The 20791-nt window shown below is 69.5% G+C and carries 20 protein-coding genes; 8 read left to right on the top strand and 12 right to left on the bottom strand.

Annotated features, from left to right (window positions below):
• Positions 1 to 236: 236 nt before the first annotated feature.
• The 3 genes from GQ57_RS00005 to GQ57_RS00015 are packed head-to-tail and all read right to left on the bottom strand — an operon-like array spanning position 237 to position 2350.
• The gene (locus GQ57_RS00005; RefSeq protein ID WP_034196702.1) at positions 237 to 1493 is read right to left on the bottom strand and encodes an MFS transporter; all 1257 of its coding nucleotides are present in this window, start codon (positions 1491 to 1493) and stop codon (positions 237 to 239) included.
• Positions 1490 to 1825: a hypothetical protein gene (locus GQ57_RS00010; protein ID WP_034196703.1), complete on the bottom strand. Its 336-nt coding sequence runs from the start codon at positions 1823 to 1825 to the stop codon at positions 1490 to 1492. Before GQ57_RS00010 ends, GQ57_RS00005 begins: the two co-directional genes overlap by 4 nt.
• A gap of 36 nt (positions 1826 to 1861) precedes the next feature.
• Entirely contained in the window at positions 1862 to 2350 is a 489-nt protein-coding gene (locus GQ57_RS00015; RefSeq protein ID WP_425321983.1) for a MarR family winged helix-turn-helix transcriptional regulator, read from the bottom strand.
• 162 nt (positions 2351 to 2512) lie between these two features.
• Between GQ57_RS00015 and GQ57_RS00020 the strand changes: the two genes are divergently transcribed.
• Complete coding sequence (locus GQ57_RS00020; protein ID WP_031402098.1) at positions 2513 to 3004, top strand: 2,4'-dihydroxyacetophenone dioxygenase family protein; 492 nt, start codon at positions 2513 to 2515, stop codon at positions 3002 to 3004.
• On the opposite strand, the gene GQ57_RS00025 is transcribed toward GQ57_RS00020, so the two are convergent.
• Complete coding sequence (locus GQ57_RS00025) at positions 2994 to 3347, bottom strand: hypothetical protein (RefSeq protein WP_152603150.1); 354 nt, start codon at positions 3345 to 3347, stop codon at positions 2994 to 2996. The genes GQ57_RS00020 and GQ57_RS00025 overlap by 11 nt on opposite strands.
• 32 nt (positions 3348 to 3379) lie before the next feature.
• On the bottom strand, positions 3380 to 4339 hold the full coding sequence (locus tag GQ57_RS00030; protein WP_034196705.1) for a GlxA family transcriptional regulator: 960 nt from the start codon (positions 4337 to 4339) through the stop codon (positions 3380 to 3382).
• A gap of 136 nt (positions 4340 to 4475) precedes the next feature.
• On the opposite strand from GQ57_RS00030, the gene GQ57_RS00035 reads away from it, so the two are divergent.
• The 3 genes from GQ57_RS00035 to GQ57_RS00045 all read left to right on the top strand — a co-directional run bounded on the left by GQ57_RS00035 (position 4476) and on the right by GQ57_RS00045 (position 7891).
• Positions 4476 to 5276 carry an SDR family NAD(P)-dependent oxidoreductase gene (locus GQ57_RS00035; RefSeq protein WP_031402101.1) on the top strand — a complete coding sequence of 267 codons (801 nt, stop codon included), beginning with the start codon at positions 4476 to 4478 and terminating at the stop codon, positions 5274 to 5276.
• 323 nt (positions 5277 to 5599) lie between these two features.
• Positions 5600 to 7468, top strand: a complete 1869-nt coding sequence (locus GQ57_RS00040; RefSeq protein WP_235214991.1) for a sensor domain-containing diguanylate cyclase — start codon at positions 5600 to 5602, stop codon at positions 7466 to 7468.
• A 126-nt stretch (positions 7469 to 7594) separates the two neighbouring features.
• Positions 7595 to 7891 (top strand): hypothetical protein, encoded by a 297-nt coding sequence (locus GQ57_RS00045; RefSeq protein WP_034196707.1) that lies wholly within the window; start codon positions 7595 to 7597, stop codon positions 7889 to 7891.
• 21 nt (positions 7892 to 7912) lie between these two features.
• Here GQ57_RS00045 and GQ57_RS00050 read toward each other — a convergent pair whose 3' ends face one another.
• The 3 genes from GQ57_RS00050 to GQ57_RS00060 all read right to left on the bottom strand — a co-directional run bounded on the left by GQ57_RS00050 (position 7913) and on the right by GQ57_RS00060 (position 11830).
• A complete protein-coding gene (locus GQ57_RS00050; RefSeq protein ID WP_034196708.1) occupies positions 7913 to 9253 on the bottom strand; it encodes an MFS transporter in 1341 nt (446 codons plus the stop codon).
• 88 nt (positions 9254 to 9341) lie between these two features.
• Positions 9342 to 10691: an MFS transporter gene (locus GQ57_RS00055; RefSeq protein WP_034196709.1), complete on the bottom strand. Its 1350-nt coding sequence runs from the start codon at positions 10689 to 10691 to the stop codon at positions 9342 to 9344.
• A gap of 179 nt (positions 10692 to 10870) precedes the next feature.
• Complete coding sequence (locus GQ57_RS00060) at positions 10871 to 11830, bottom strand: MBL fold metallo-hydrolase (protein WP_031402106.1); 960 nt, start codon at positions 11828 to 11830, stop codon at positions 10871 to 10873.
• Positions 11831 to 12007: 177 nt separating this feature from the next.
• Here GQ57_RS00060 and GQ57_RS00065 point away from each other — a divergent pair, with 177 nt between their 5' ends.
• Positions 12008 to 13657 carry an IclR family transcriptional regulator gene (locus GQ57_RS00065; protein ID WP_034196710.1) on the top strand — a complete coding sequence of 550 codons (1650 nt, stop codon included), beginning with the start codon at positions 12008 to 12010 and terminating at the stop codon, positions 13655 to 13657.
• Positions 13658 to 13903: 246 nt separating this feature from the next.
• The gene (locus GQ57_RS38065; protein ID WP_235212790.1) at positions 13904 to 14047 is read left to right on the top strand and encodes a hypothetical protein; all 144 of its coding nucleotides are present in this window, start codon (positions 13904 to 13906) and stop codon (positions 14045 to 14047) included.
• 451 nt (positions 14048 to 14498) lie between these two features.
• Here GQ57_RS38065 and GQ57_RS00070 read toward each other — a convergent pair whose 3' ends face one another.
• Positions 14499 to 14981, bottom strand: a complete 483-nt coding sequence (locus GQ57_RS00070) for an Lrp/AsnC family transcriptional regulator (RefSeq protein ID WP_031402108.1) — start codon at positions 14979 to 14981, stop codon at positions 14499 to 14501.
• Between the two features lie 284 nt (positions 14982 to 15265).
• On the opposite strand from GQ57_RS00070, the gene GQ57_RS00075 reads away from it, so the two are divergent.
• Complete coding sequence (locus GQ57_RS00075) at positions 15266 to 15967, top strand: LysE family translocator (protein WP_034196711.1); 702 nt, start codon at positions 15266 to 15268, stop codon at positions 15965 to 15967.
• 399 nt (positions 15968 to 16366) lie between these two features.
• Complete coding sequence (locus GQ57_RS00080) at positions 16367 to 16798, top strand: YqaA family protein (RefSeq protein WP_031402110.1); 432 nt, start codon at positions 16367 to 16369, stop codon at positions 16796 to 16798.
• Between the two features lie 133 nt (positions 16799 to 16931).
• On the opposite strand, the gene GQ57_RS00085 is transcribed toward GQ57_RS00080, so the two are convergent.
• From GQ57_RS00085 to GQ57_RS00095, 3 genes are read right to left on the bottom strand one after another with little or no spacing between them, the layout of a single operon-like run.
• Positions 16932 to 18389, bottom strand: coding sequence for an MFS transporter (locus GQ57_RS00085; protein WP_063934546.1), 1458 nt, complete (start codon positions 18387 to 18389; stop codon positions 16932 to 16934).
• Positions 18390 to 18429: 40 nt separating this feature from the next.
• The gene (locus tag GQ57_RS00090) at positions 18430 to 19452 is read right to left on the bottom strand and encodes a cyclase family protein (protein WP_034196712.1); all 1023 of its coding nucleotides are present in this window, start codon (positions 19450 to 19452) and stop codon (positions 18430 to 18432) included.
• A gap of 59 nt (positions 19453 to 19511) precedes the next feature.
• On the bottom strand, positions 19512 to 20789 hold the full coding sequence (locus GQ57_RS00095; protein WP_034196713.1) for a CaiB/BaiF CoA transferase family protein: 1278 nt from the start codon (positions 20787 to 20789) through the stop codon (positions 19512 to 19514).
• Between the last annotated feature and the right edge of the window lie 2 nt (positions 20790 to 20791).

The raw sequence follows: 20791 nt of genomic DNA on the forward strand, positions 1-20791 counted from the left end.
GCCGGTGGCCGGTGGCCGGTGGCCGGTGGCCGGTGGCCGGTGGCCGGTGGCCGGTGGCCGGTGGCCGGTGGCCGGTGGGCGGTGGGCGGTGGGCGGTGGCCGGTGGCCGGTGGCCGGTGGCCGGTGGCCGGTGGCCGGTGGCCGGTGGCCGGTGGCCGGTGGCCGGTGGCCGGTGCGGCAGCCTACGCTCGGTGACGGAACAGGCAAGCGCAGCGGCGGCCCTGCCGGGTCACCGTTCAGCCGCCGTCAAACCGGTCGAGCGCGCCGTCGGCTTGCGCCTGTGCGCGGCTGCGCTTCACGAAATGCGTCGCGACGAGCGCGGCCGCGAAGCCCGACGCGGCGCCGACGCCGAGCGCCCAGCGCGGGCCGAGATGGTTCGCGACCCAGCCCGCGACCGGCGCGCCGAGCGGCGTGCCGCCAAGCGCGACCGCGAGGCGCAGCGCCATCACGCGACCGCGCATCGCCGGCTCGGTGGACAGCTGCATCAGGCTGTTGGTCGAGTTCATGAAGGTGATCGCGGCAATCCCGGTCAGCACGAGCGCGGCGCCGAACAGCCAGTAGCCCGGCGCCAGCGCGGCGAGCGTGCAGCCGAGCCCGAACAGCGCCGCGCCGAACCACAGATGCCGGAAACGCGGCTGCTCGCGGCGTGCGGCGAGCAGCGCGCCGGACACCGTGCCGACCGCCATCATCGACGACAGCACGCCGAAACCGCGCGCATCGACATGGAACACGCTGGCCGCCATCGTCGAGATGAACAGCTGGAAATTGAGCCCGAACGTGCCGATCAGGAACAGCATCACGAGGATCGCCTTCAGGTCGTCGCGCCGCCACACGTAGCGGAACCCGTCGAGCAGGCCGCCGCGCGAGCGGCCCGCGCGCAGGTTCGGTCGCAGTTCGTCCTCGCGCAACAGCAGCAGCGACGCCAGCACCGCGAAGAAGCTGAGCCCGTTGGCGAAAAACGCCCAGCCGGTGCCGACCGACGCGATCAGGAAGCCGGCCGCCGCCGGGCCGATCATCCGCGCGGCGTTGAACGACGTCGAGTTGAGCGCGACCGCGTTCGCAAGCTCGCGGTCGCCGACCAGTTCCGCGACGAAAGTCTGCCGCACGGGCGCGTCGAACGCCGACGTGCAACCGAACAGGAACGCGAATACGTAGACATGTTCGAGCCGCGCGACGCCGGTGACGGTCAGCACGCCGAGCCCCAGCGCCAGCACGCCCATCAATCCCTGCGTCACCATCAGCAGCTTGCGCTGGTCGAAACGATCGGCCGCATAGCCGGTCCACGGCAACAGCAGGAGCTGCGGCCCGAACTGCAGCGCCATCACCGTGCCGACCGCGGACGCGTCGTGATGCGTCAGTTGCGTGAGCACCAGCCAGTCCTGCGCGGTGCGCTGGATCCACGTGCCGATGTTCGACACCAGCGCGCCGATCGCCCAGACGCGGTAGTTGAAGCTGCGAAGCGAGCGGAACACGCCTGCCGCCGGCACGCTCATGGCCGCTCCCGCTCGGGATCGTTGCCGCCGTGCAGCGCGCCGAAGCGCCGTGCGATGAACAGGCCGAACGCGAGGATGCCGGCGCCGAGCGCGGCCGCATCGGCCGTGAGCTTCAGGTCGAACGCGCCGACCCGACCGACCAGCACATAGCCGATCACGAGATTCACGCAGCCCCAGACGACGTTGACGGTCGACGACGACAGCCCGCGCCCCGGCGGATTCGCGAACGGCGTCTGGAACGGCTCGCCGCGCAGCCCGCTCACGAGATGCGGCACGGCGTTCGTGAGAAACGCGCCGCCGAGGAAGTACGACGCGAGATGCAGGAGGTTCATGTTCGGGCTTTCCTTCCGTCAGGCGGATCGAGGGGGTTACGGACGCGCGGCTTCCTGGAATTCGGCGAGCCGCTGCAGCAGTTTCACGGCCGAGCCGAGTTCGGCCTGTTCCCGCGCCGACAACTGTGCGTGCAGCGCGCAGAACAGCCAGTCGTCCTTGGCCGCGCGGTTGGCCTGCAGCACCTTGCGGAAGGCGGGGGTGAGCGCGATCAGCGTCTGCCGCCCGTCGCTCGGGTCGGGTGCGCCGCTGACGGCGCCCAGCGACTCGAGCGTCGCGACCGTCACGCGCATCGACTGCGGGCGCACGCTTTCGGCGCGCGCAAGCGCCGACACGGTCGCGGGACCGTCGCGATCGAGCCGCAGCAGGACCGATTTCTGCGAGGACGTGAGGTCGTTCGGGTGGGTCTGCTCCCGCATGCGCCGCATCAGCTTGCCGACCGAGATGCGGAGTTCTCCGGCGAGAACGGCCAGGGGGAGCGCTTCGGGGGGCGGGGATGGCGTATTCATGGCTGGATGATAGTTCATCTACAGAAAAACTGTACAGTTTTACTGTAGGTATCGATGAGCAACCGGCATGCCGTTACCGAGGCGCCCCCCTGCCGACGACCGGTGCAAAACGTCCCCCGTTCGGCCGCGCAACCGGGCTCTGCGATAATGCGGGCTCTTCATTTCCGCTCCGCTCCCGCCATGACGCAGCCGTCCGCCCCGCTCCCCACCGACCTGCCGCCGATCTCGTGCCTGCCCGGCGAAGCGCTGCCGTGGCTGCCGATGAGCGACGGGCTGCCGGGGCTGGCGATCAAGTACCTGCACATCAACGCGGCCGAGGACACGCTGACCGCGCTGCTGAAGATGCCGGCCGGCGGCACGCTGCCGCGCCATCGTCACGACGGGGAAGTGTTCGTCCATACGCTGCAGGGCGCGTGGCGCTATCTCGAATACGACTGGGTCGCGCACGCCGGCTCGACGGTGCTCGAGCCGGCCGGCTCGGTGCATACGCCGGAAACGCTCGGCGCGCCGGGCGAGGACGTGATCACGCTCAACGTGATGCGCGGCGATCTCGTGCTGCTCGACGACGACGGCCGCGAAACCGCGCGCGAGAACTGCCGCGTCGCACTGCTGCGGCAGCGCAAGCACGCGCGCACGGCGCCGGGCGACGCCGCGCCGTTCGTCACACGCTGAGCGTCGGCCGGGTATCCGGGCGCCGCTGACGCACGCGTTCATCCGCTTGCCGCATCGCGCTCCGCGCCGCCAAGTCGGCCGGCGAACCGCGCGATTGACGGCACGCGCACCGATCGTCCCGATCGCCCCGGCGGCAAACCTTGCCGGCGGCATGCCATGCCCACCGACACGCGCCGACACCATCCGCCGCTGCATCCCCGCCTTCCGGAAAGCCGGCCCGCGCACAACCCCAGGTTGTCGCTGCCGACTGCCGCATCGCCGCCGCGACCGTCGCGCGGATGGCCTCGCCGATCGTGACCCGCGCGTTCACCGACGCCCGGATCATCGTCGTACGCAGTTCCATGCCCATCTGCCGATTGGCTGCGCCTGACGCGTTCAGGCCAGCTCGCGTTCGTCCGCCCGCGCATCGCGCCGCATCGCCTGCGGCGGCACGCCGAACCCGCGCACGAACGCCTCGCGCATGTGCCGGCGGTCGCGAAAGCCGTTTTCCTTCGCGATCACGTCGAGCGGATGGCGGCTCTGCTCGATCATCAGCCGCGCGGACTCGAGCCGCAGCCGCTCGATCGCCTTCGCGGGCGACTGCCCCGTTTCGAGCGTGAACACGCGGCTGAACTGACGCGGGCTCAGGTGCACGGCTTCGGCCAGACTCTCGACGGTCAGCGCCTGGCCGAGATTCTGCCGCGCGTAGCTCAGCGCGTTCTGGATCCGGTCGGATTTCGGCGCGAGATCCAGCATTTCCGAATGCTGCGACTGGCCGCCTGCCCGCCGCTGGGGCATCACGAGCTTGTGCGCGACCGAGCGCGCGGCGTCCGCGCCGAGATCCTTCTCCACCATCGCGAGCGCGAGGTCGAGGCCGGCCGTCATCCCGGCCGAGGTCCAGACCGGACCGTCGACGATGTAGATCCGGTCTTCCTCGACGCGAATCTCCGGGTAATGCCGCTGCATGTCGCGGCCGTAGGCCCAGTGCGTCGTCGCGCGGCGCTGCGCGAGCAGCCCCGCCTCGGCCAGCACGAACGCGCCCGTGCAGATGCCCGCCACCCGCCGCGCCCGCGCATGGGCGCGCCGCAGGAACGCGACGACGCCGGCCGGCGCCGGCGACGCGAGCGGATCGTTGACGCCGGCGACGATCCACGTATCGACGTCGATCCGCCCGCGCAGCGCGCGCGTGGCGACCGGCAGCCCGAGCGACGAGCGCACCTCGCCGCCGTCGACCGAATAGCTGTTCATCGCGTAGAACGGCCCGGCCGCGCCCAGGTTCGCGTATTCGAACACCGACTGCGCGGCGAGCGCCATGATCTGGAACCCGTCGCTGATCAGAAAACCGATTCGATGCATGCGTGTTCTCCCGTCCCGGGCCCGTCGGCCGGGCCAATGTCCTGAATCATACCCATCTACGTCATTTGTGTCGCGGCGAACCGGGACCAGAATGGCTTCACGCCATCCGGCCATCTACATCGAAACGGAGCACATCATGACGCAAGCACATCGCGGTACCGCCCTCGTTACCGGCGCCTCGTCGGGCATCGGCGCGATTTACGCCGACCGGCTCGCGCGCCGCGGCTACGACCTGATCCTGGTCGCGCGCAGCCGCGACCGGCTGGCCGCCCTCGCCGACCGCATCACCAATGACACGCAGCGCAGCGTCGAGATCGTCGACGCCGACCTCAACGACCGCGCGGCGCTCGCCGCCGTCGAGGCGAAGCTGAAAGAAGACGCGAGCATCACGCTGCTCGTGAACAATGCGGGTGTCGGCACGCACACGCCGCTGCTCGACAGCGACGTCGACGCGATGACGCGGCTGATCGACCTGAACGTGACCGCGCTCACGCGCCTCACCTATGCGGCGGTGCCCGGCTTCGTCGCGCGCGGCCGCGGCGCCGTGATCAACATCGCGTCGATCGTCGCGATCTCGCCGGAAACGCTGAACGGCGTCTATGGCGGCAGCAAGGCGTTCGTGCTCGCGTTCAGCCAGTCGCTGCATCACGAGCTCGCCGACAAGGGCGTGCAGGTGCAGGCCGTGCTGCCCGGCGCGACGGCCACCGATTTCTGGCAGACCGGCGGCCTGCCGCTCGCGCATCTGCCGAAGGAAATCGTGATGCCCGCGTCCGACATGGTCGACGCGGCGCTGGTCGGCTTCGATCGCGGCGAGCTCGTGACGATCCCGTCGCTGCATGCCGGTGACGAATGGGCTGCGTACGAGGCCGCGCGCCGCACGATGATGCCGCACCTGTCCGCCGCCACGCCCGCGCCGCGCTACGCGCCCGCACGCTGAGCACGGATCGCCCCGTCGTTCGAACGCAACCCGCGCGCCTGGCGACATGCGGCACGACGCGATGACGCGCAGCCGGTCGGCCGCCGTCATCCGGGGCTCCGCCGCCCGCTTCCGGGCGGGCATCGATCGCGTCATTCATCTGCGGAAAGATGCCACCGGATTCTTTCCCGACCGGCGCAAATGACGTGGGCCGCCAGCCGATTGCGGCCGGCTTGCCATGCATTCCGCGCGACAGTAAGCTCTGCGATTGCAGTCCTCAAGCCGCCTCGTCCGACCGGCATGCGTCCGGTCACGAGGGCCATCGTCCGTAGCGGAATTCGACCATGCGGGTCCGTATGTTCATCACCGAGACCGGCGATGCGCCGTCCTCCGCGCACGCGCCGGCCGATCGTCAGCCGACGCTCCCGCCACTGCCGGAACTGGAAGCCGTCTGCCGTCTCGCGCGCGCGCATTTCGGCGCCGCCGGCGCGTTCGTCGCGCGCACCGCGGCCGGTGCGCAACGTGTGCTCGCGGCCGACGGCACGCTGCCCGATCCGCATCTCGAACCGTCTGTCGAATCCCTTCCCGACCGGCTTCCCGATCGGCTTCCCGATCGGCTTCCCGACGGGTGCCCGCCGCCGCACGACGCATGCGGAGCGTCCGCCGGCAGTCCGCTCGTCGTATGGAATGCCAACGGGAACGTACAGCGCAACGGCGGCACGCAGGACGCTCCGCGAATCGTCGCATCGTGCGAACTGGCCGCGCCCGACGGCGCGCACCTCGGCACGCTGTGCATCGTCGACGGCGCGCGCGCGCCGCTCGACGCCGCGCAATGCGCGCAGTTGCGCGACCTCGCCGCGCTGGCCGCAGCCGCGCTGGCCCGTGCCGCCGAAGCCGCCGCACTGCGCGAACGGCTCGCCGCCGTCGAGGAGCACAGCTCGCTGATGACGCTCGCGCTCACCGAAAGCGGCACCGGCGTATGGGATCGCAACGTGGAGAGCGGCGAGATCCATTACTCGCCGGCCTGGAAGGCCATGCTCGGCTACGCGCCGCACGAGCTGAGCACGCGGATCGAGGATGCGTACGAGCGGCTGCATCCGGACGACCGCGACGACGTGAAGGCCGCGATGCTCGCGCACTTCGAGCGCCGCACCGGCTGCTACGAGGTCGAGCATCGCGTCCGCTGCAAGGACGGTACGTACAAGTGGATCCGCAGCCGCGGCAAGGTGATCAGCCGCGACCGCAACGACCGCGCGCTGCGCATGGTCGGCACGACCACGGACATCACCGCGCTGCGCGAGCTGGCCGCGCGGTTGCGCGACGCGGCCGCGCTCGTCACGGACCTCACCGACCACGTGCCCGGGCTCGTGTTCCAGTTGCAGCAGGCGCCCAACGGGCGCCGCTTCTTTTCCTACGCAAGCGCGGGAGTACGCGACATCTACGAGCTGACGCCCGAGCAGATTGCCCGCGGCGCGGAAGCGGTCGAGACGCGCATCCATCCCGCCGACCTGGCCGCGTACCGGCAGTCGCTGCACGAATCGTCGGCGCGACTGACGCCGTGGCGCCTCGAATATCGCGTGCTGCTGCCCGGCCAGGGCCTGCGCTGGCGCGAAGGCGACGCGCGCCCGCAGCGCACGGCCGACGGCGGCACCGTATGGCACGGCTTCATCACCGACGCGACCGAGCGCAAGCACATCGAGGCGGAGCTGCACCGGATGGCGACGACCGACCATCTGACGCGCCTGTCGAACCGCCATGCGTTCATGCGCCAAAGCGAAGCCGCGCTGCGCGACGTGCGCACGACCGGCCGGACCGCCGCGGTGCTGATGCTCGATCTCGATCACTTCAAGGCGCTGAACGACCGCTGGGGCCACCCGGTCGGCGACCGCGCGCTCCGCCATTTCGCACGGCTGCTGCTCGCGGAAACCGGGCCGGACGGCATCGTCGGCCGGGTCGGCGGCGAGGAATTCGCGATCGTGCTGCCGAGGTCGGATCTCGACACGGCGCTGGCATTCGCGCAGCGCGTGCAGCAACGCGCGATCCAGGCGCGGCTGATGCACGAGGATCAGCAGGTGACGCTGACCGTCAGCATCGGCATCGACGCGATGCGGGCGTCGGACTTCGGCGCATACCAGCCGCTGTCGCGCGCCGACAAGGCGCTCTATCTCGCGAAGGAACGCGGCCGCAACCGGATCGAGGTCTATCGGGCGTAGCCGGCGCGATGTCGGGCGGGCCGCTTCCGGCTTCCCGCTCTCTGCTTCCGGCCCCACCCGTTGCGCACCATATTCGGGATGGATCGTGTAGGCTCGCTCCCCGGGCCCTGCTCACCTCGACTTGCCATGGACAAGACCAAACGAACCGCGCGAATCGCGTCAGGCCTTCTCGTCGTCGCGCTCGTCGAGCTGCTGGCGCTTGTTGTCGGCTACCTGTACGCCAGTTCGATGGACGATCCGTACACCGGCGTTCGCGTGCTCATGACCGCGCTGTTCTGGACGGCAGGCCTGTCCGCCATCGGGCTCATCTCGGCGATCGCCTGCCTGTCGATCGACCTGCAGGCGCGCGGCGGCGTGATCCACGGAGCGCTGGTGCTGCACGGCCTGCTGGTCCTGCCCGGGCTGTTTCTGTCCTTCCATTGAACCGCGCCGTCACCGCCGGCGTCACGCCGCTTGCGCACGCGGCGCCGCCCGCACGCCCAGCAGCATCGCGACCGCGCACGCGGCCAGCAACGCGGCGATCATCAGCATCGCCGGGTCCATGCTGCCGGTTTTCGTTCGGATCAACCCGACCAGCCACGGCGTGATCATCCCGCTCGACACGCCGATGCTGCTGATCAGCGCGATCCCGCCCGCCGCGCCGGCGCCCGAGAAATACGCGGACGGCACGGCCCAGAACACCGGATGCGCGGCGAAGATCAGCATCGCCGCGACGGACAGCAGCGCCATCATCGCGACAATGCTCGGCAGATGCAGCGTCAGCAGCGCGAGCGCCGCCGCGCCGCCGAACGCGCACGCGGCGAAGTGCCGGCGCCGTTCGCGCTTGCGGTCGGAGCGCCGCGCGATCACGATCAGGCCGGCCGCGCCGATCGCGTTCGGCACCACCGACAGCAGGCTGATCTGCACGACGTCGTGAATGCCGAATTCGCGGATCATCAGCGGCATCCAGAACAGCAGCATCAGCAGCGCGGTGGTCAGCGAGAAATAGATGAACGCGAACAGGTACGTGCGCGGTTCGGCCAGCACCTGCCGCAGCGAACGCGGCGCGTGCGCCTCGGCAGCGGCGCGGTCGGCGGACAGGTCGGCCGCGAGCCGTTGACGGTCGGCGTCCGACAGCCAGTGCGCCTGTTCGGGACGATCGCACAGCCAGAACCACGCGATCACGCCGAGCAGGATCGCGGGCGCGCCCTCGATCGCGAACATCCATTGCCAGCCGTGCAGCCCGAGCACGCCCGACATCCCGCGCATCAGCCAGCCGGACAGCAGCCCGCCGACCATTCCCGCCACCGCGACGCCCGCATAGAAGATCGACAGCACCGACGCGCGGCGCCGCGCCGGGTACCAGTACGTCAGGTAGAACACCACGCCCGGAAAGAAGCCGGCCTCGAACAGCCCGAGCAGGAAGCGCAGCACGTAGAAATGCTTCGCGCTGTCGACGGTGATCATCGCGACCGACACGGTGCCCCACAGGAACATGATCCGCGCGAACGTGCGGCGCGCGCCGAAGCGGCGCAGCAGCGCATTGCTCGGCACCTCGAACAGCACGTAGCCGACGAAGAACAGCACCGCGCCGAGGCTGTACATCGCGTCGGTCAGGCCGAGATCCTGCCGCATCTGCAACTGCGCGAAGCCGATGTTGCTGCGGTCGAGGATCGACACGATGTAGCAGATGAACAGGAACGGCACGATCCGCAGGCCGATGCGGCGGTACAGCGCATCGTCGCCGGTTGACGCCGCGCCGGACGCGACGGCATGCGCCGCGTCCGCTTGAAGAGGGGCTGACATCGATCGTCTCCTCGATGGATTGTCTGGCAGGCGGGATGAAACGTGACGTGCCAGGCGCCGCCACCCGCGAGCGGCGCCCGGCCGGGGTTCAGTCGCGGCCGGCCGGCTCCGGCTTCACGCCGAGCATCAGCGCGATGCCGCTCGCCACCAGCAGCGCGGCCAGCAGATACACGGCGAGATCCATGCTGCCGGTGCGCGTGCGGATCATCCCGATCACCCACGGGCTGACGATGCCGCTCGTGATCCCGATGCTGCTGATCAGCGCGATCCCGGCCGCGGCCGCGTTGCCCGACAGGTAGCGGGTCGGCACGGCCCAGAAAATCGGCAGCGCGGCGAAGATCAGCGTCGCCGCGATCGACAGGCACGCGAGCATCGCCGCGAAGCTGTGCAGGTGCAGCGTCAGCGCCGCGAGCGCGAGCCCGCCGCCGATCGTGCAGCACGCGAAGTGCCTGCGGCGCTCGCCGGTACGATCCGAACGGCGCGCGATCAGGACCAGCCCCACCGCGCCGACCGCGTTCGGCACCACCGTGTAGAGGCTCACGGCGACGACGTCGGTCACGCCGAAGTCGCGGATCATCAGCGGCATCCAGAAGTTGAGCGTCAGCGACGCGCAGGTCAGCGAGAAATAGATGAACGCGAACAGGTACACGCGCGGGTTCGCGAGCGCGGCCGCGAGGCTGCGAGTATCGTGCGCGTTGCCGCGGTTGCGGCCGTCGGCGCACAGCGCGGCGACCCGCGCCTTTTCATCGGACGTGAGCCACGCGGCGTCCTGCGGCCGGTCGACCAGGAACGTGAACGCGGCGAACGCGAGCAGGATCGCCGGCGCGCCTTCGATCGCGAACATCCACTGCCAGCCGTGCATCCCGAGCACGCCGCTCATGTCGCGCATGATCCAGCCCGACATCAGGCCGCCGAGCACGCCGGCCACCGCGACGCCCGCGAAGAACACCGAGATCGCCGCCGCGCGCCGGTTCGCGGGAAACCAGTAGGTCAGGTACAGCACGATGCCGGGAAAGAAGCCGGCTTCGAACACGCCGAGCAGGAAGCGCAGCACGTAGAAATGCGACGGCTGCGACACGAACATCATCCCGGTCGACGCGAGGCCCCACAGCAGCATGATCCGCGTGAAGGTGCGGCGCGCGCCGAAACGGGCGAGCAGCATGTTGCTCGGCACTTCGCAGAACACGTAACCGACGTAGAACACGGCCGCGCCGAGGCCGTACATCGCATCGCTGAAGCCGAGGTCGTGCTTCATCTGCAACTGCGCGAAGCCGATGTTGATGCGGTCGAGGAACGACACGACGTAGCAGAGGAACAGGAACGGAACGATCCGCCAGGCGATCTTGCGGAACAGCAGCGCGTCGTCCGTTGCGGCGGACGCGCCGGCCGAAGCGCTCGCGTGCGCGAGCGCCGCTTCGGCGGGAAGCGATTGGGGCATGTCTCTCTCCAAACAGGCCGCGCGATTCGGGCGCGCAGCCGTCTCCCAGGGCGTACGTGCGCCCTGCTTTCTTGTGAGATCGGATACGGCGAGCGGGATGACGGCGGAAAGCCGCGGCCGCTCGCCGCTTCAGGAAACCGGCGGGACGCCGTGCCGGACGCCCCGCGTGCGCCAGCCGGTCAGTCCTGCAGCGCGGCCCACATTTCCTTGTCGCGCTGCGCCGTCCAGATGCGCGGGTGCGTGATGCCGCTCGCTTCGTCGAACGCGCGCGACACGTCGAACGGCAAGCAATGCTCGTAGATGAACACGTGGCCGAACTTCGGATCCATCGCTTCGCGCGTGAGCGCCATCGACGCCTTCAGGTCGAGCTTCTGCTCGACGGCCTTGCGGCCCTGCGCGAGCAGCGTCGTCACGAAATCCTTCGTGTAGTCGAGGCCCTTGTTCACGTCGGCCGGATTCAGCAGCGCGGGGCCGCGGCCCGGCACGAGCTTCTCGGCGCCGAGCGCGCGCAGCGCCTCGAGCGTGGCCGGCCACTGTTCGAGCTGGGCGTCGCCGCAGTAGCACGCGGCGTCGTATTCGACGAGGTCGCCCGAGAACAGCACCTTCTGCGACGGCAGCCAGACGATCGTGTCGCCCTTCGTGTGGCCCGAGCCGACATGCATGATCTTCACTTCGAGCTTGCCGAGGAACAGCGTGATCTCGCGCTCGAACACGAGCGTCGGCCAGGTCAGGCCCGGCACCGTCTCGACCCCGGCGAACAGGCGCGGGAAACGCTCGATCTCCGACTTCATGTCGGCCTCGCCGCGCTCGACGATCATTTCGTAGGTGCCGCGGCTCGCGATCACGTGCTGCGCGCCTTCGTCGAAATAGGCGGACGCGCCGAGCACGCGCACCGCGTGATAGTGCGACAGCACGACATGCTTGATCGGCTTGTCGGTCACGCTGCGGATCTTCGCGATCAGGTCCTGCGCCATCGCGGGCGTCGCGGTCGTGTCGACGATCAGCACGCTGTCGTCGCCGACGATCACGCCCGAGTTCGGATCGCCTTCGGCGGTGTACGCGTAGGCGTTCTCGGACAGTTGCGTCCAGGTGACTTTCTTCTCTTCCAGATCGGCTTGAGAGGCAAATGCTTTGGCCATGTTGCGTTCCGTGGCTGCGAGCCATGTGTTGAGGGGAGTGAGCGGATCATCTTCCCGCGTCGATTATTTGTCAATGACAAAGTCACTTGCTATTGTCTAATACGGGTAAACCTGCGGGCTGGCGCGAGAAATGGCGTCGGATACCATGCGGGGTTTCGTCAACGGAAGAATCATCGCGTGCAGAATCACGAAGTCAGCGCGGACGACGCGCCGCCCAAGGCGCAGCGCGGCATCCAGAGTGTCGAGGTCGGCGGCCGGCTGCTCGACGCGCTCGCGCGCCGGCGCAAGCCGCTCGGCCTGTCGGAGCTGGCCGCGGCGGCCGACCTGTCGACCGCGCAGGCGCACACCTATCTCGTCAGCCTGACGCGGCTCGCGCTCGTGAAGCGCGACGCGATCACCGGCAACTACGAGCCGGGCCCGTTGTCGCTGCGGCTCGGGCTGATGTCGATCGAGCGGCAGCCGGCCTATCGCGCGGCGCTGCCGCACGCGGCGCGGCTCGCGGAAACGGTGGGCTTCAGCGTCGCGCTGTCGGTGCCGGGCGCGCTCGGGCCGACGATCGTGCGCATCGAGCACGGCGGCTATCCGCTGCACGTGAACCTGCACGTCGGCTCGGTGATGTCGCTCGACACGACGGCGACCGGCCGCGTGTTCCGCGCGTTCGGCGATCCCGCGCAATGCGACGCGATGGCGGCCAGCCAGGCCGGCGCGGGCGACACGCTTGCCGGCGCGGAGCAGCCCGTGCCGGACGCCGGCGTGCCGCCCGCCGAACTCGACGCGATCCGCGCGCGCGGCATCGAGCGCGGCGTCGACCTGCCGAGCCCCGGTGTCAGTGCGATGTGCGTGCCGGTGTTCGACGCGGCGGGCAGGCTGCAGCTCGCGCTGACGGCGATCGGCTCGACCGGCTCGATCGATGTCGGCTGGGACGGCCCGATCGCGGCGGCGCTGCGCAACGCGGCACGGCAGGCCACCGCGTCGCTCGGCGCGGCGCACGACGCCGGGCTGCCCGCGCCCGCCCCGGCTCCGGCCGCCTTGCGCGTGCCGCCCGCGCTCGCCGACGATGCGAAGGCGCAGCGCGGCATCCATGCGCTCGACAGCACCGGGGAGCTGCTGCTCGCCCTGGTGTCGGCGGGCCGCGCGCTGCCGCTGCGCGATCTGGCGGCGGCGGCCGGCATGCCGGCCGCGAAAGCCTTTCCGCATCTCGTCAGCCTGCAGAAGATCGGCCTGCTGAGCCGCGACGACGCCGGCTGCTTCGGCGGCGGCCCGCTCGGGCAGGCGCTCGGCCTGATCGCGATGCAGCGCGTGTCGCCGACGCGCGATGCGGAAGCCGAGATCGTCGCGCTGGCCGGCGCGACCGACATGAGCGTGGCGACCGCGACGCTCGGGCCGCTCGGCCCGACCGTGATCCGCCTCGAGGAATCGGCGCGGCCGCAGCACGTGAGCCTGCAGGTCGGCACGGTGATGTCGCTCGTCAATACGGCGATCGGACGCATCTTCGCGGCCGGCATGTCCGACGACGTGCTGGCCGACCTGCTCGCCGACGAACCCGTGCGCCTCGCGGGCAACGCCGCCGTGCGGGCCGACGACGCGTTCCGCGCCCGGCTCGCGACGATTCGCGCCGACGGACTCGATTTCGCCTTCGACGCGCCGGTGCCGGGTATCGGGACGGTCGCCGCCCCCGTGTTCGACCACACCGGCAGCATCCGGCTGGTCATCGCGATCATCGGCTCGTCGCGCGGCTTCCCGCGCGGGCCCGACAGCGCCCTCGCGCAGACCCTGCTCGCCGTGACGCGCCGCCTGTCGTGGCGGTTCGGGTGGATCGGCGGCTAAGCGCTACCCGTCACCACGGTCGCGCCGCGCGGCGCGGCGTGAACTCCCTAGACGACTCCATGCGAGGCCATGCCGGCGCGGCCTCGTCGCGCCTGGGCATCACGCAAAGGCATCTGGCCCTCATGTTGCGAAGCAGCAACATAAAGTGTCAGTAATTCTCATATAACGAAATCGCATTTCACAAGGCGGAGACGTTTCGCTATGATTAGGGTTATCCCTAACTCGCCACCTATACGGGGCTTCGTCATGAAAACGTCTAATATTTCCGACCGTTCCACCGAATCCGCTGGCTGGCTCGCACGTATGGGCGAGCTGCTTGCGGAAGCCTGGGCACTCCACCTCGAGAACTGCGAAGTCATCGCCGAAGCACACGCACGTCTGCCGCACTGAGCGGTACAGGCCGCCGGCCGGCGGCACGGGCCAGCATCCGGTTCCGCTTGCACGAACGCGCGCCATGAGGCCGCCGCGTCCGGGCATCGGCATGACGGGCAAGTCACGTGAAAACAGGCAGGAGTCGTCCCGGTTGACGGCGCTCGCAGTGTCTGGAGCGCGTCGGAATCGATCGGGCGTAACGCCAGGACCGTCTTGAAGTCGATGCCGACGCCGATCGGCATCGGCGCGGCTTTGTTCCCCGCTCGACCGGGCGGGCTACGCACCGTCATCGGCCGCCGAACGGTTGCGTCGGCTCGTTTCCCAAAGAAGATTCATCCGTATTACCGGCCCTGACGCCGGACCGCGCAATCCTGGGCGTTGCCTCCCGGCAAACCGTCTGCTTGGGCCGCGCCATCGCCCTCCATGCGCCGTCGTTCCGACGACGGCCGCGTACCCGCTCCCGCCCGCATCACACCTGAATCGACGGCACGTCCTTCATGCACCGCAGCGCAAACATCGAGCGGCTGTGGCGGATGCTCGAAATCTTGTACAACTTTTCGCGCAGGAAACGTTCGTAGCCGGCCGTGCCGTCCACCGCGACCTTGATCCAGTAGTCGTACTCCCCCGACACCAGATACGCCTCGAGCACCTCGGGCAGCGCGGCGAGTTCCTCGCCGAAGCGCGCGAGCGCGTCGTCCTCGTGGCGATCGAGCGTGACCTCGAGGATCACGATGTCCGCATAGCCCAGCTTCCGCTGGTTGACGAGCGCGACGTAACCGTCGATGTAGCCGTCCATTTCCAGTTGCCGCGTGCGGTTCCAGCACGCGGTGGTCGACATGCCGATCTGTTCGGCCAGTTCGGCGTTCGACAGGCGCGCATTCTTCTGCAGTGCACCGAGGATCTTGCGGTCCTGGCTGTCGAGTGTTTTCGGCGAGCGTTCGCGTGTGGCCATGGCGAGAAGAACTTTCTACTGAAAACCCGGATTCTATCTGAACGACATTCCGGATTTGTGTCGGTTTGTGTGGAAAAGCGGAAGCCTTTTAATCCGGCCCCTTGATATATTTTTCCCATGCCCGTTGCCCGGCACGCTCCCCGCGACAACCCCTTCGCACCGGGACGCCCGACCGCAATCACGAGTTGCGGAGCCGGCCAGCAGGCATGCGATTCCCCGCCGCCCGCGCGCCTATCCGGCCGCGCGGCCTCGGCGCCCGTGTTCCTGTTCCTGCCCTACCCGTCATGTCGTTCAGGCTTTACCTCTCGTTCCTCGCGGCTTCCGCCGTTCTCGTCTACGCCCCCGGCCCCGTCAACCTGCTCACGATGAACCAGGCGCTCCGCGCCGGCTGGCGCCGCGCGCTGCCATGCGTCTGGGGCGGCACGCTGGCCGTGCTGCTGCAACTCGCGCTGACCGCGCTGTGCCTCAATTCCCTGGTGGTTCTCGACGAACGCGCGCTGACCGTGCTGCGCTGGGCCGGCGCGGCCTACCTCGTCTGGCTCGGTTGCAAGCAATGGCTCAGTCGTGCACCGGCCGTCGGCCCCGTCGCGTCGGCCGACTCAGCCGACTCAGCCGACTCGGTCAACTCGGTCAACTCGGTCAACTCGGCCCGGCCGGCCGACGCGCTACCGCCGGCAACCGAGTCGCATCGCGCGCTGTTCTGGCGCGGCGTCGCGACCTCGGGCCTGAATCCGAAGACGCTGCTGTTCTTTCCGTCGTTCTTTCCGCAGTTCATCGTCCCGGGCGCCGACTGGAGCCTGAACCAGCAGTTCCTGCTGCTCGCGGCGACGTTCGCGGTACTGTTCGCCGGCGGCGTGGCGTCGATGGCGCTGTTCTCGCACCGACTGAGCCGCGCGCTGGATCGCCCGGCGCGCATGCGCGCGATGAATCGCGTGACCGGCGGGCTGCTGGTCGGGATGGGCGCGATCATGGTCGGCTGGAACTGAACGGCCGGATCGACGGACTTTTTCCCGGCAACCGTCAGGTGCATTGAACAAGCAGTCGAGCGCCGAATGCGCGAGGTTCGCGGCCGTTTCGCCGTTTCGCCGTTTCGCCGTTTCGCCGTTTCGCCGTTTCGCCGTTTCGCCGTTTCGCCGTTTCGCCGTTTCGCCGGTCTGTCGGTCTGTCGGTCTGTCGGTCTGTCGGTCTGTCGGTCTGTCGGTCTGCCGGTCTGCCGGTCTGCCGGTCTGCCGGTCTGCCGGGCGGCCTGACGAAGCCTGTCACGCGCCGCCTGCAACGCCTGCTCGCGCCGGTCGGCCTGCGCGGCTGTCCCGCCCGCCTCGCGATCGACGCATTCGTGGCGCCGCGCGCCAGGGCGCCGGGTGCACGCCCGGTACAATCGCACGATGTCCGAATTGCTCACTTACGGCGGCCTGTTCGCCGTGTCGATGGTCGCCGCGACCCTGTTCCCGCTCCAGTCCGAAGCCGTGCTCGCCGGCCTGCTGCTCGCCGGGCGGGAGCCTGCGTGGGCGCTGGTGCTCGTCGCGAGCATCGGCAACGTCGCCGGCTCCGTGATCAACTGGGCGCTCGGGCGCGGCATCGAGCACTTTCGCGAACGCCGCTGGTTTCCCGTCAAGCCCGCCGCCCTCGCGCGCGCCGAGCGCTGGTATGCGCGCTACGGCCGCTGGTCGCTGCTGCTGAGCTGGGCGCCCGTGATCGGCGATCCGCTGACAATGATCGCGGGCGTGCTGCGCGAGCCGTTGCCGTCGTTCCTCGCGATCGTCACCGTCGCGAAAGTCGCCCGGTATCTGGTGATCGTGTGGCTCGTTCCAGGTTGACGCGCTACGCCTGAGCATGAGCTGAATGCGCGCCTGATTCCGAACGCGAGTCCGAGTCCGAGTCCGAGTCCGATCTCAAGCCCGAACGCGAACCCGATCCCGCAACACGCGTGCACAAGCCCACGCAGCCCGACTACCGCTGCCTCACGCGCACGGCCGGCCCGCGATACCGGCCCGGCGCACCGGACGCCTCCGCCGACACTTCCTCAGGCGCCGCGATCTCGTCGAGCGAACGCCGGTTGGTGCGCGGCCCGAAGATCCCGATCGACAGCATCACGACCAGCATGCTCGCGCCGATCAGCGCGAACACCGCCGGCACGCCGAGATGCGCGAGGATCAGCGCGATCAGGTAGCTGCTCGCCACGCCGGTCAGCCGCCCGAACGAATGGACGAACCCCAGCGCGCGGCTGCGGATCGCGGTCGGGAAGACCTCGGCCTGATACGCGGTCGCATTGCTCGCGAGCGTCGTGTTGCAGAACGTGATCAGGATGCCGAACAGGATCACGGCAGCGACCGACGACGACATCGCGAATGCCGTCCCGAACAGCGCAACGCCGAACGCCGCCGCCACGATCAGCCACTTGCGCTCGATGCGATCGGAAAACAGGCCTGCCGCGAGCGGCGAAAGCGGATACGCGAACGCGATCAGGAACGCATAGAGCAGGCTCTGCGTCACGGGCGTGCCCCGCGCGGCCAGCAGGCTCGGCAGCCACTGGCTGAAGCCGAAGAAGCCGATGCTCAGGCACGCGTTGAACGCGATCAGCATCAGCGTCCGGCCGCGCAGGCCGGCATCCCACATCGACACCGCGCGCGCTGTGCCCGCCTCGCCCGCCGCGACTGGCGGCACCTCGGGCAACGGCCGGCCGTGCTCGCGCGCGACGCGCGCCTCGATCGCCGCCAGCACCGCCTCGGCTTCGTCCGCGCGGCCGTGCATCGCGAGCCAGCGCGGCGATTCAGGAATGCGCGATTGCAGCCACCAGACGATCACCGCGCCGCTGCCGCCCAGGAGAATCACCCAGCGCCAGCCGGACAGGCCGAGCGGCGCACGCGGGATGAGCAGCCACGACGCGAGCGCGAGCACCGGCATCGCGAGATAGCCGATCGCGAAACACACGGCAAAGGCGCGGCCGCGCATGCCCTTCGGCACGAGTTCGGTGAGGTAAGCGCCGATGGTGATCAGCTCGGCGCCCACGCCGATACCGGCGACCAGCCGGCACAGGTGGATGCCGATCGCGGTTTGCTGCACGCACATCGCGAGGCTCGCCAGCGTATAGAGCAGCAGCGAGCCGGTGAACACGGCGCGCCGCCCGAAACGGTCGGCCAGCCGCGCCACGGCGATTTCGCCGATGAACAGGCCGATGAACGTGGCCGCGCCGAGCGTCGCCTGGTCGGACAGGCCGAACAGGCCCTTCGCGCCGACGTGGAAGATTCCGTCGCTGACGAGGCCGGCCGGCAGGTACGTCATCTGGAACAGGTCGTAGACCTCGAAGAAGCCGCCGACGCTCAGCATCAGCACGAGGCCCCAGATGCTGGCCGTCGGCGGCAGACGGTCGATGCGCGCCGTCACGGCAAGCGCGGTTGAGTTGGACATGCTGCTGTCTCCGGAAAGGAATTCGGGCGTCGCGCCGCGCTCAGACGGTCGCGACCGGATTGACCGGCGAGCCGACGAGGCCGCGCAGGTGCAGCGGCGGCGCCGTCAGCAGGAAGCGGTTGCGCCGGTGCTCGCGCAGCCAGCGCGCGAGCGGCGTGAGGTGCCACAACTCGCCGAGATGGATGCCGAGCTTGAAGAGACACAGTGCGTGCAGCGGCATCAGCGGCCCGCGTTCGGCGCGCGGCAGCGGCGCCCGCGGACGCTCCTCGACCGCGTGGTTGTCCGCGACCAGCGCCGCGAGCCCGGACGTGTCGATCCATTCGAGCAGCCGCGGATCGTCGCCGTCGAGCACGCAGCACGCGGCGTGCACGTCCGGCGCGGGCCCCGGCCCCCGGGCCTCGAGCAGCAGGTCGGCGAAGCCGGTATGCAGGCAGACGATGTCGCCGCGCTCGACGACGACGTCGTCGGCCCGCATCGCCGCCATCAGATCCGCGTAGCCGACCTTGCGACGCGCATCGCCGAAATGATGCCGCAGGTCGATCATCACGCCGCGCCCCTGCACGCCGCTCGCCGCCATGTGCTCGATGCCGAGCGCGCGGGCGCCGCCTACCGGCGCGCCGTCCTCCGGCACCCGCACGTGCTCGCCCATCCGGTAGCCGTTGTAGAACACGGCTTCCGCATCGCCGTCGCCATCCGCATCGAACAGGCTGCCGACGTGCGACAGCGCATCCCACTGGGTCGAGAATTGCGAATGCAGGCAGAATGCGTCGTCGCATACGACGTCCGTCGCATGCGCGACCTGCTCGTCCGCGCGATAGCCGAAGTACGGCTTGCCGTGCAGCAGCGCGGGCATGATCGCGGGCGGCCGCCGCCGCGCGTTGAGCCCCCCGCCGTGCGGCACGTCGAGCGGCAGGCTGAGCGAGAACACGCGCCCCTCGCGCACCTCGCGCACGCCCTCCAGCGTCTTCTGCGGCGTGAGCCAGTTCAGTCGCCCCTTCTGGTCGTCGTCGCCAAAATCGCCCCAGTTCGAGCCGGGCGGCCGGTGTGTCCAGCGCGGTTTCATGTCGAAAGTCTCCTCGATTGTCGTTGTCGCGGGCCGCTGACGCGCGGGCCCGGTCATCCTCATCCGTGACGGATCACCCCGCGTTCGGCAAGGCGCTCGAATTCGCGTTCGCCCAGCAACGGCTCGAGGATGTCGCGGTTGTTCTCGCCGAGCCGCGGCGCCGGCCGCCGGAACGTGCCCGGCGTGCGCGAGAAGCGCGGTGCGATGTTGTGCATCGGCAGCGTGCCGACGTCCTCGTCCGGTACATTCACCAGCGCTTCCCGCTCGATCACGTAGTGGTCCTGAACAACCTGGCTAATATCGTGGATCGGTCCGGCCGTCACGCCCGCCTCCTCGAAGAACGCGAGATTGTCGGCCAGGTCGCGCGCGGCGATGAATTCGCCGACGATCTCGTCGAGCCGCTGCGCATGCTGCACGCGCAGCACATTGGTGCGATAGCGCGGATCGTCCACGAGATCGGGCCGCCCGATCGCGCGAAACAGGCGCTCCGCCATCGTCTGCGTCGAACTCGACAGGCACAGCCACCGGTCGTCGCGCGTGCGATAGGCGTTGCGCGGCGCGGTGTTGGTGGAACGGCTGCCCGTGCGCGGCTTGACCTTGCCGGTCATCGCGTAGTTCGCGGCGGAAGGCCCGAGGATCGACAGCAGCGGTTCGAACAGCGACACGTCGATCACCTGGCCCGGCGCGTCGTTCGCGTCGCGCGCCCACAATCCGACCATCACGGCGATCGCGCCGGACAGGCCGGCCGTCATGTCGCCGAGAAACATCGGCGGCAACACCGGTTCGCGGTCGGCGAAGCCGTTGATCGCGGCAAAACCCGAATAGCCTTCCGCTAGCGTGCCGAAACCCGGTTTGTGGCGGTACGGCCCCGTCTGCCCCCATCCGGAAATGCGCGCGATCACGAGCTTCGGCCGGATCGCCAGCAGCACGTCGGGGCCGAGGCCCATCTGCTCGAGCACGCCGGGCTTGAAGCTCTCGATGAACACGTCGGCCTCGCGCACCAGCGCCAAGACGATGTCGATGCCTTCGGGCGTGTGCAGATCGACGCACACGCTGCGCTTGTTGCGCCCGTACACCTTCCAGTTGGTGCTGATGCCGCCCGCGCCGACCGCGCGCAGCGTATCGCCCTGCTCCGGCTCGACCTTGATGACGTCCGCGCCGAAATCCGCGAGCTGCACGCTCAGCATGTTGCCGGCCATCAGCCGCGACAGGTCGACCACGCGCACGCCCGCCAGCGGGCCTTCGGCGTCCACGTCGAACTGGCGGCCGTGGAGCGGGCCGATCCGGCCCGCGTGGCCGGTTGGTTCGGTTTCGGCTTGCGCCAAGGGTTCCGACATTA

The organism is Burkholderia sp. MSh2 (assembly GCF_000731655.1).
In the GTDB taxonomy this organism is placed as follows: Bacteria; Pseudomonadota; Gammaproteobacteria; order Burkholderiales; family Burkholderiaceae; genus Burkholderia; species Burkholderia paludis.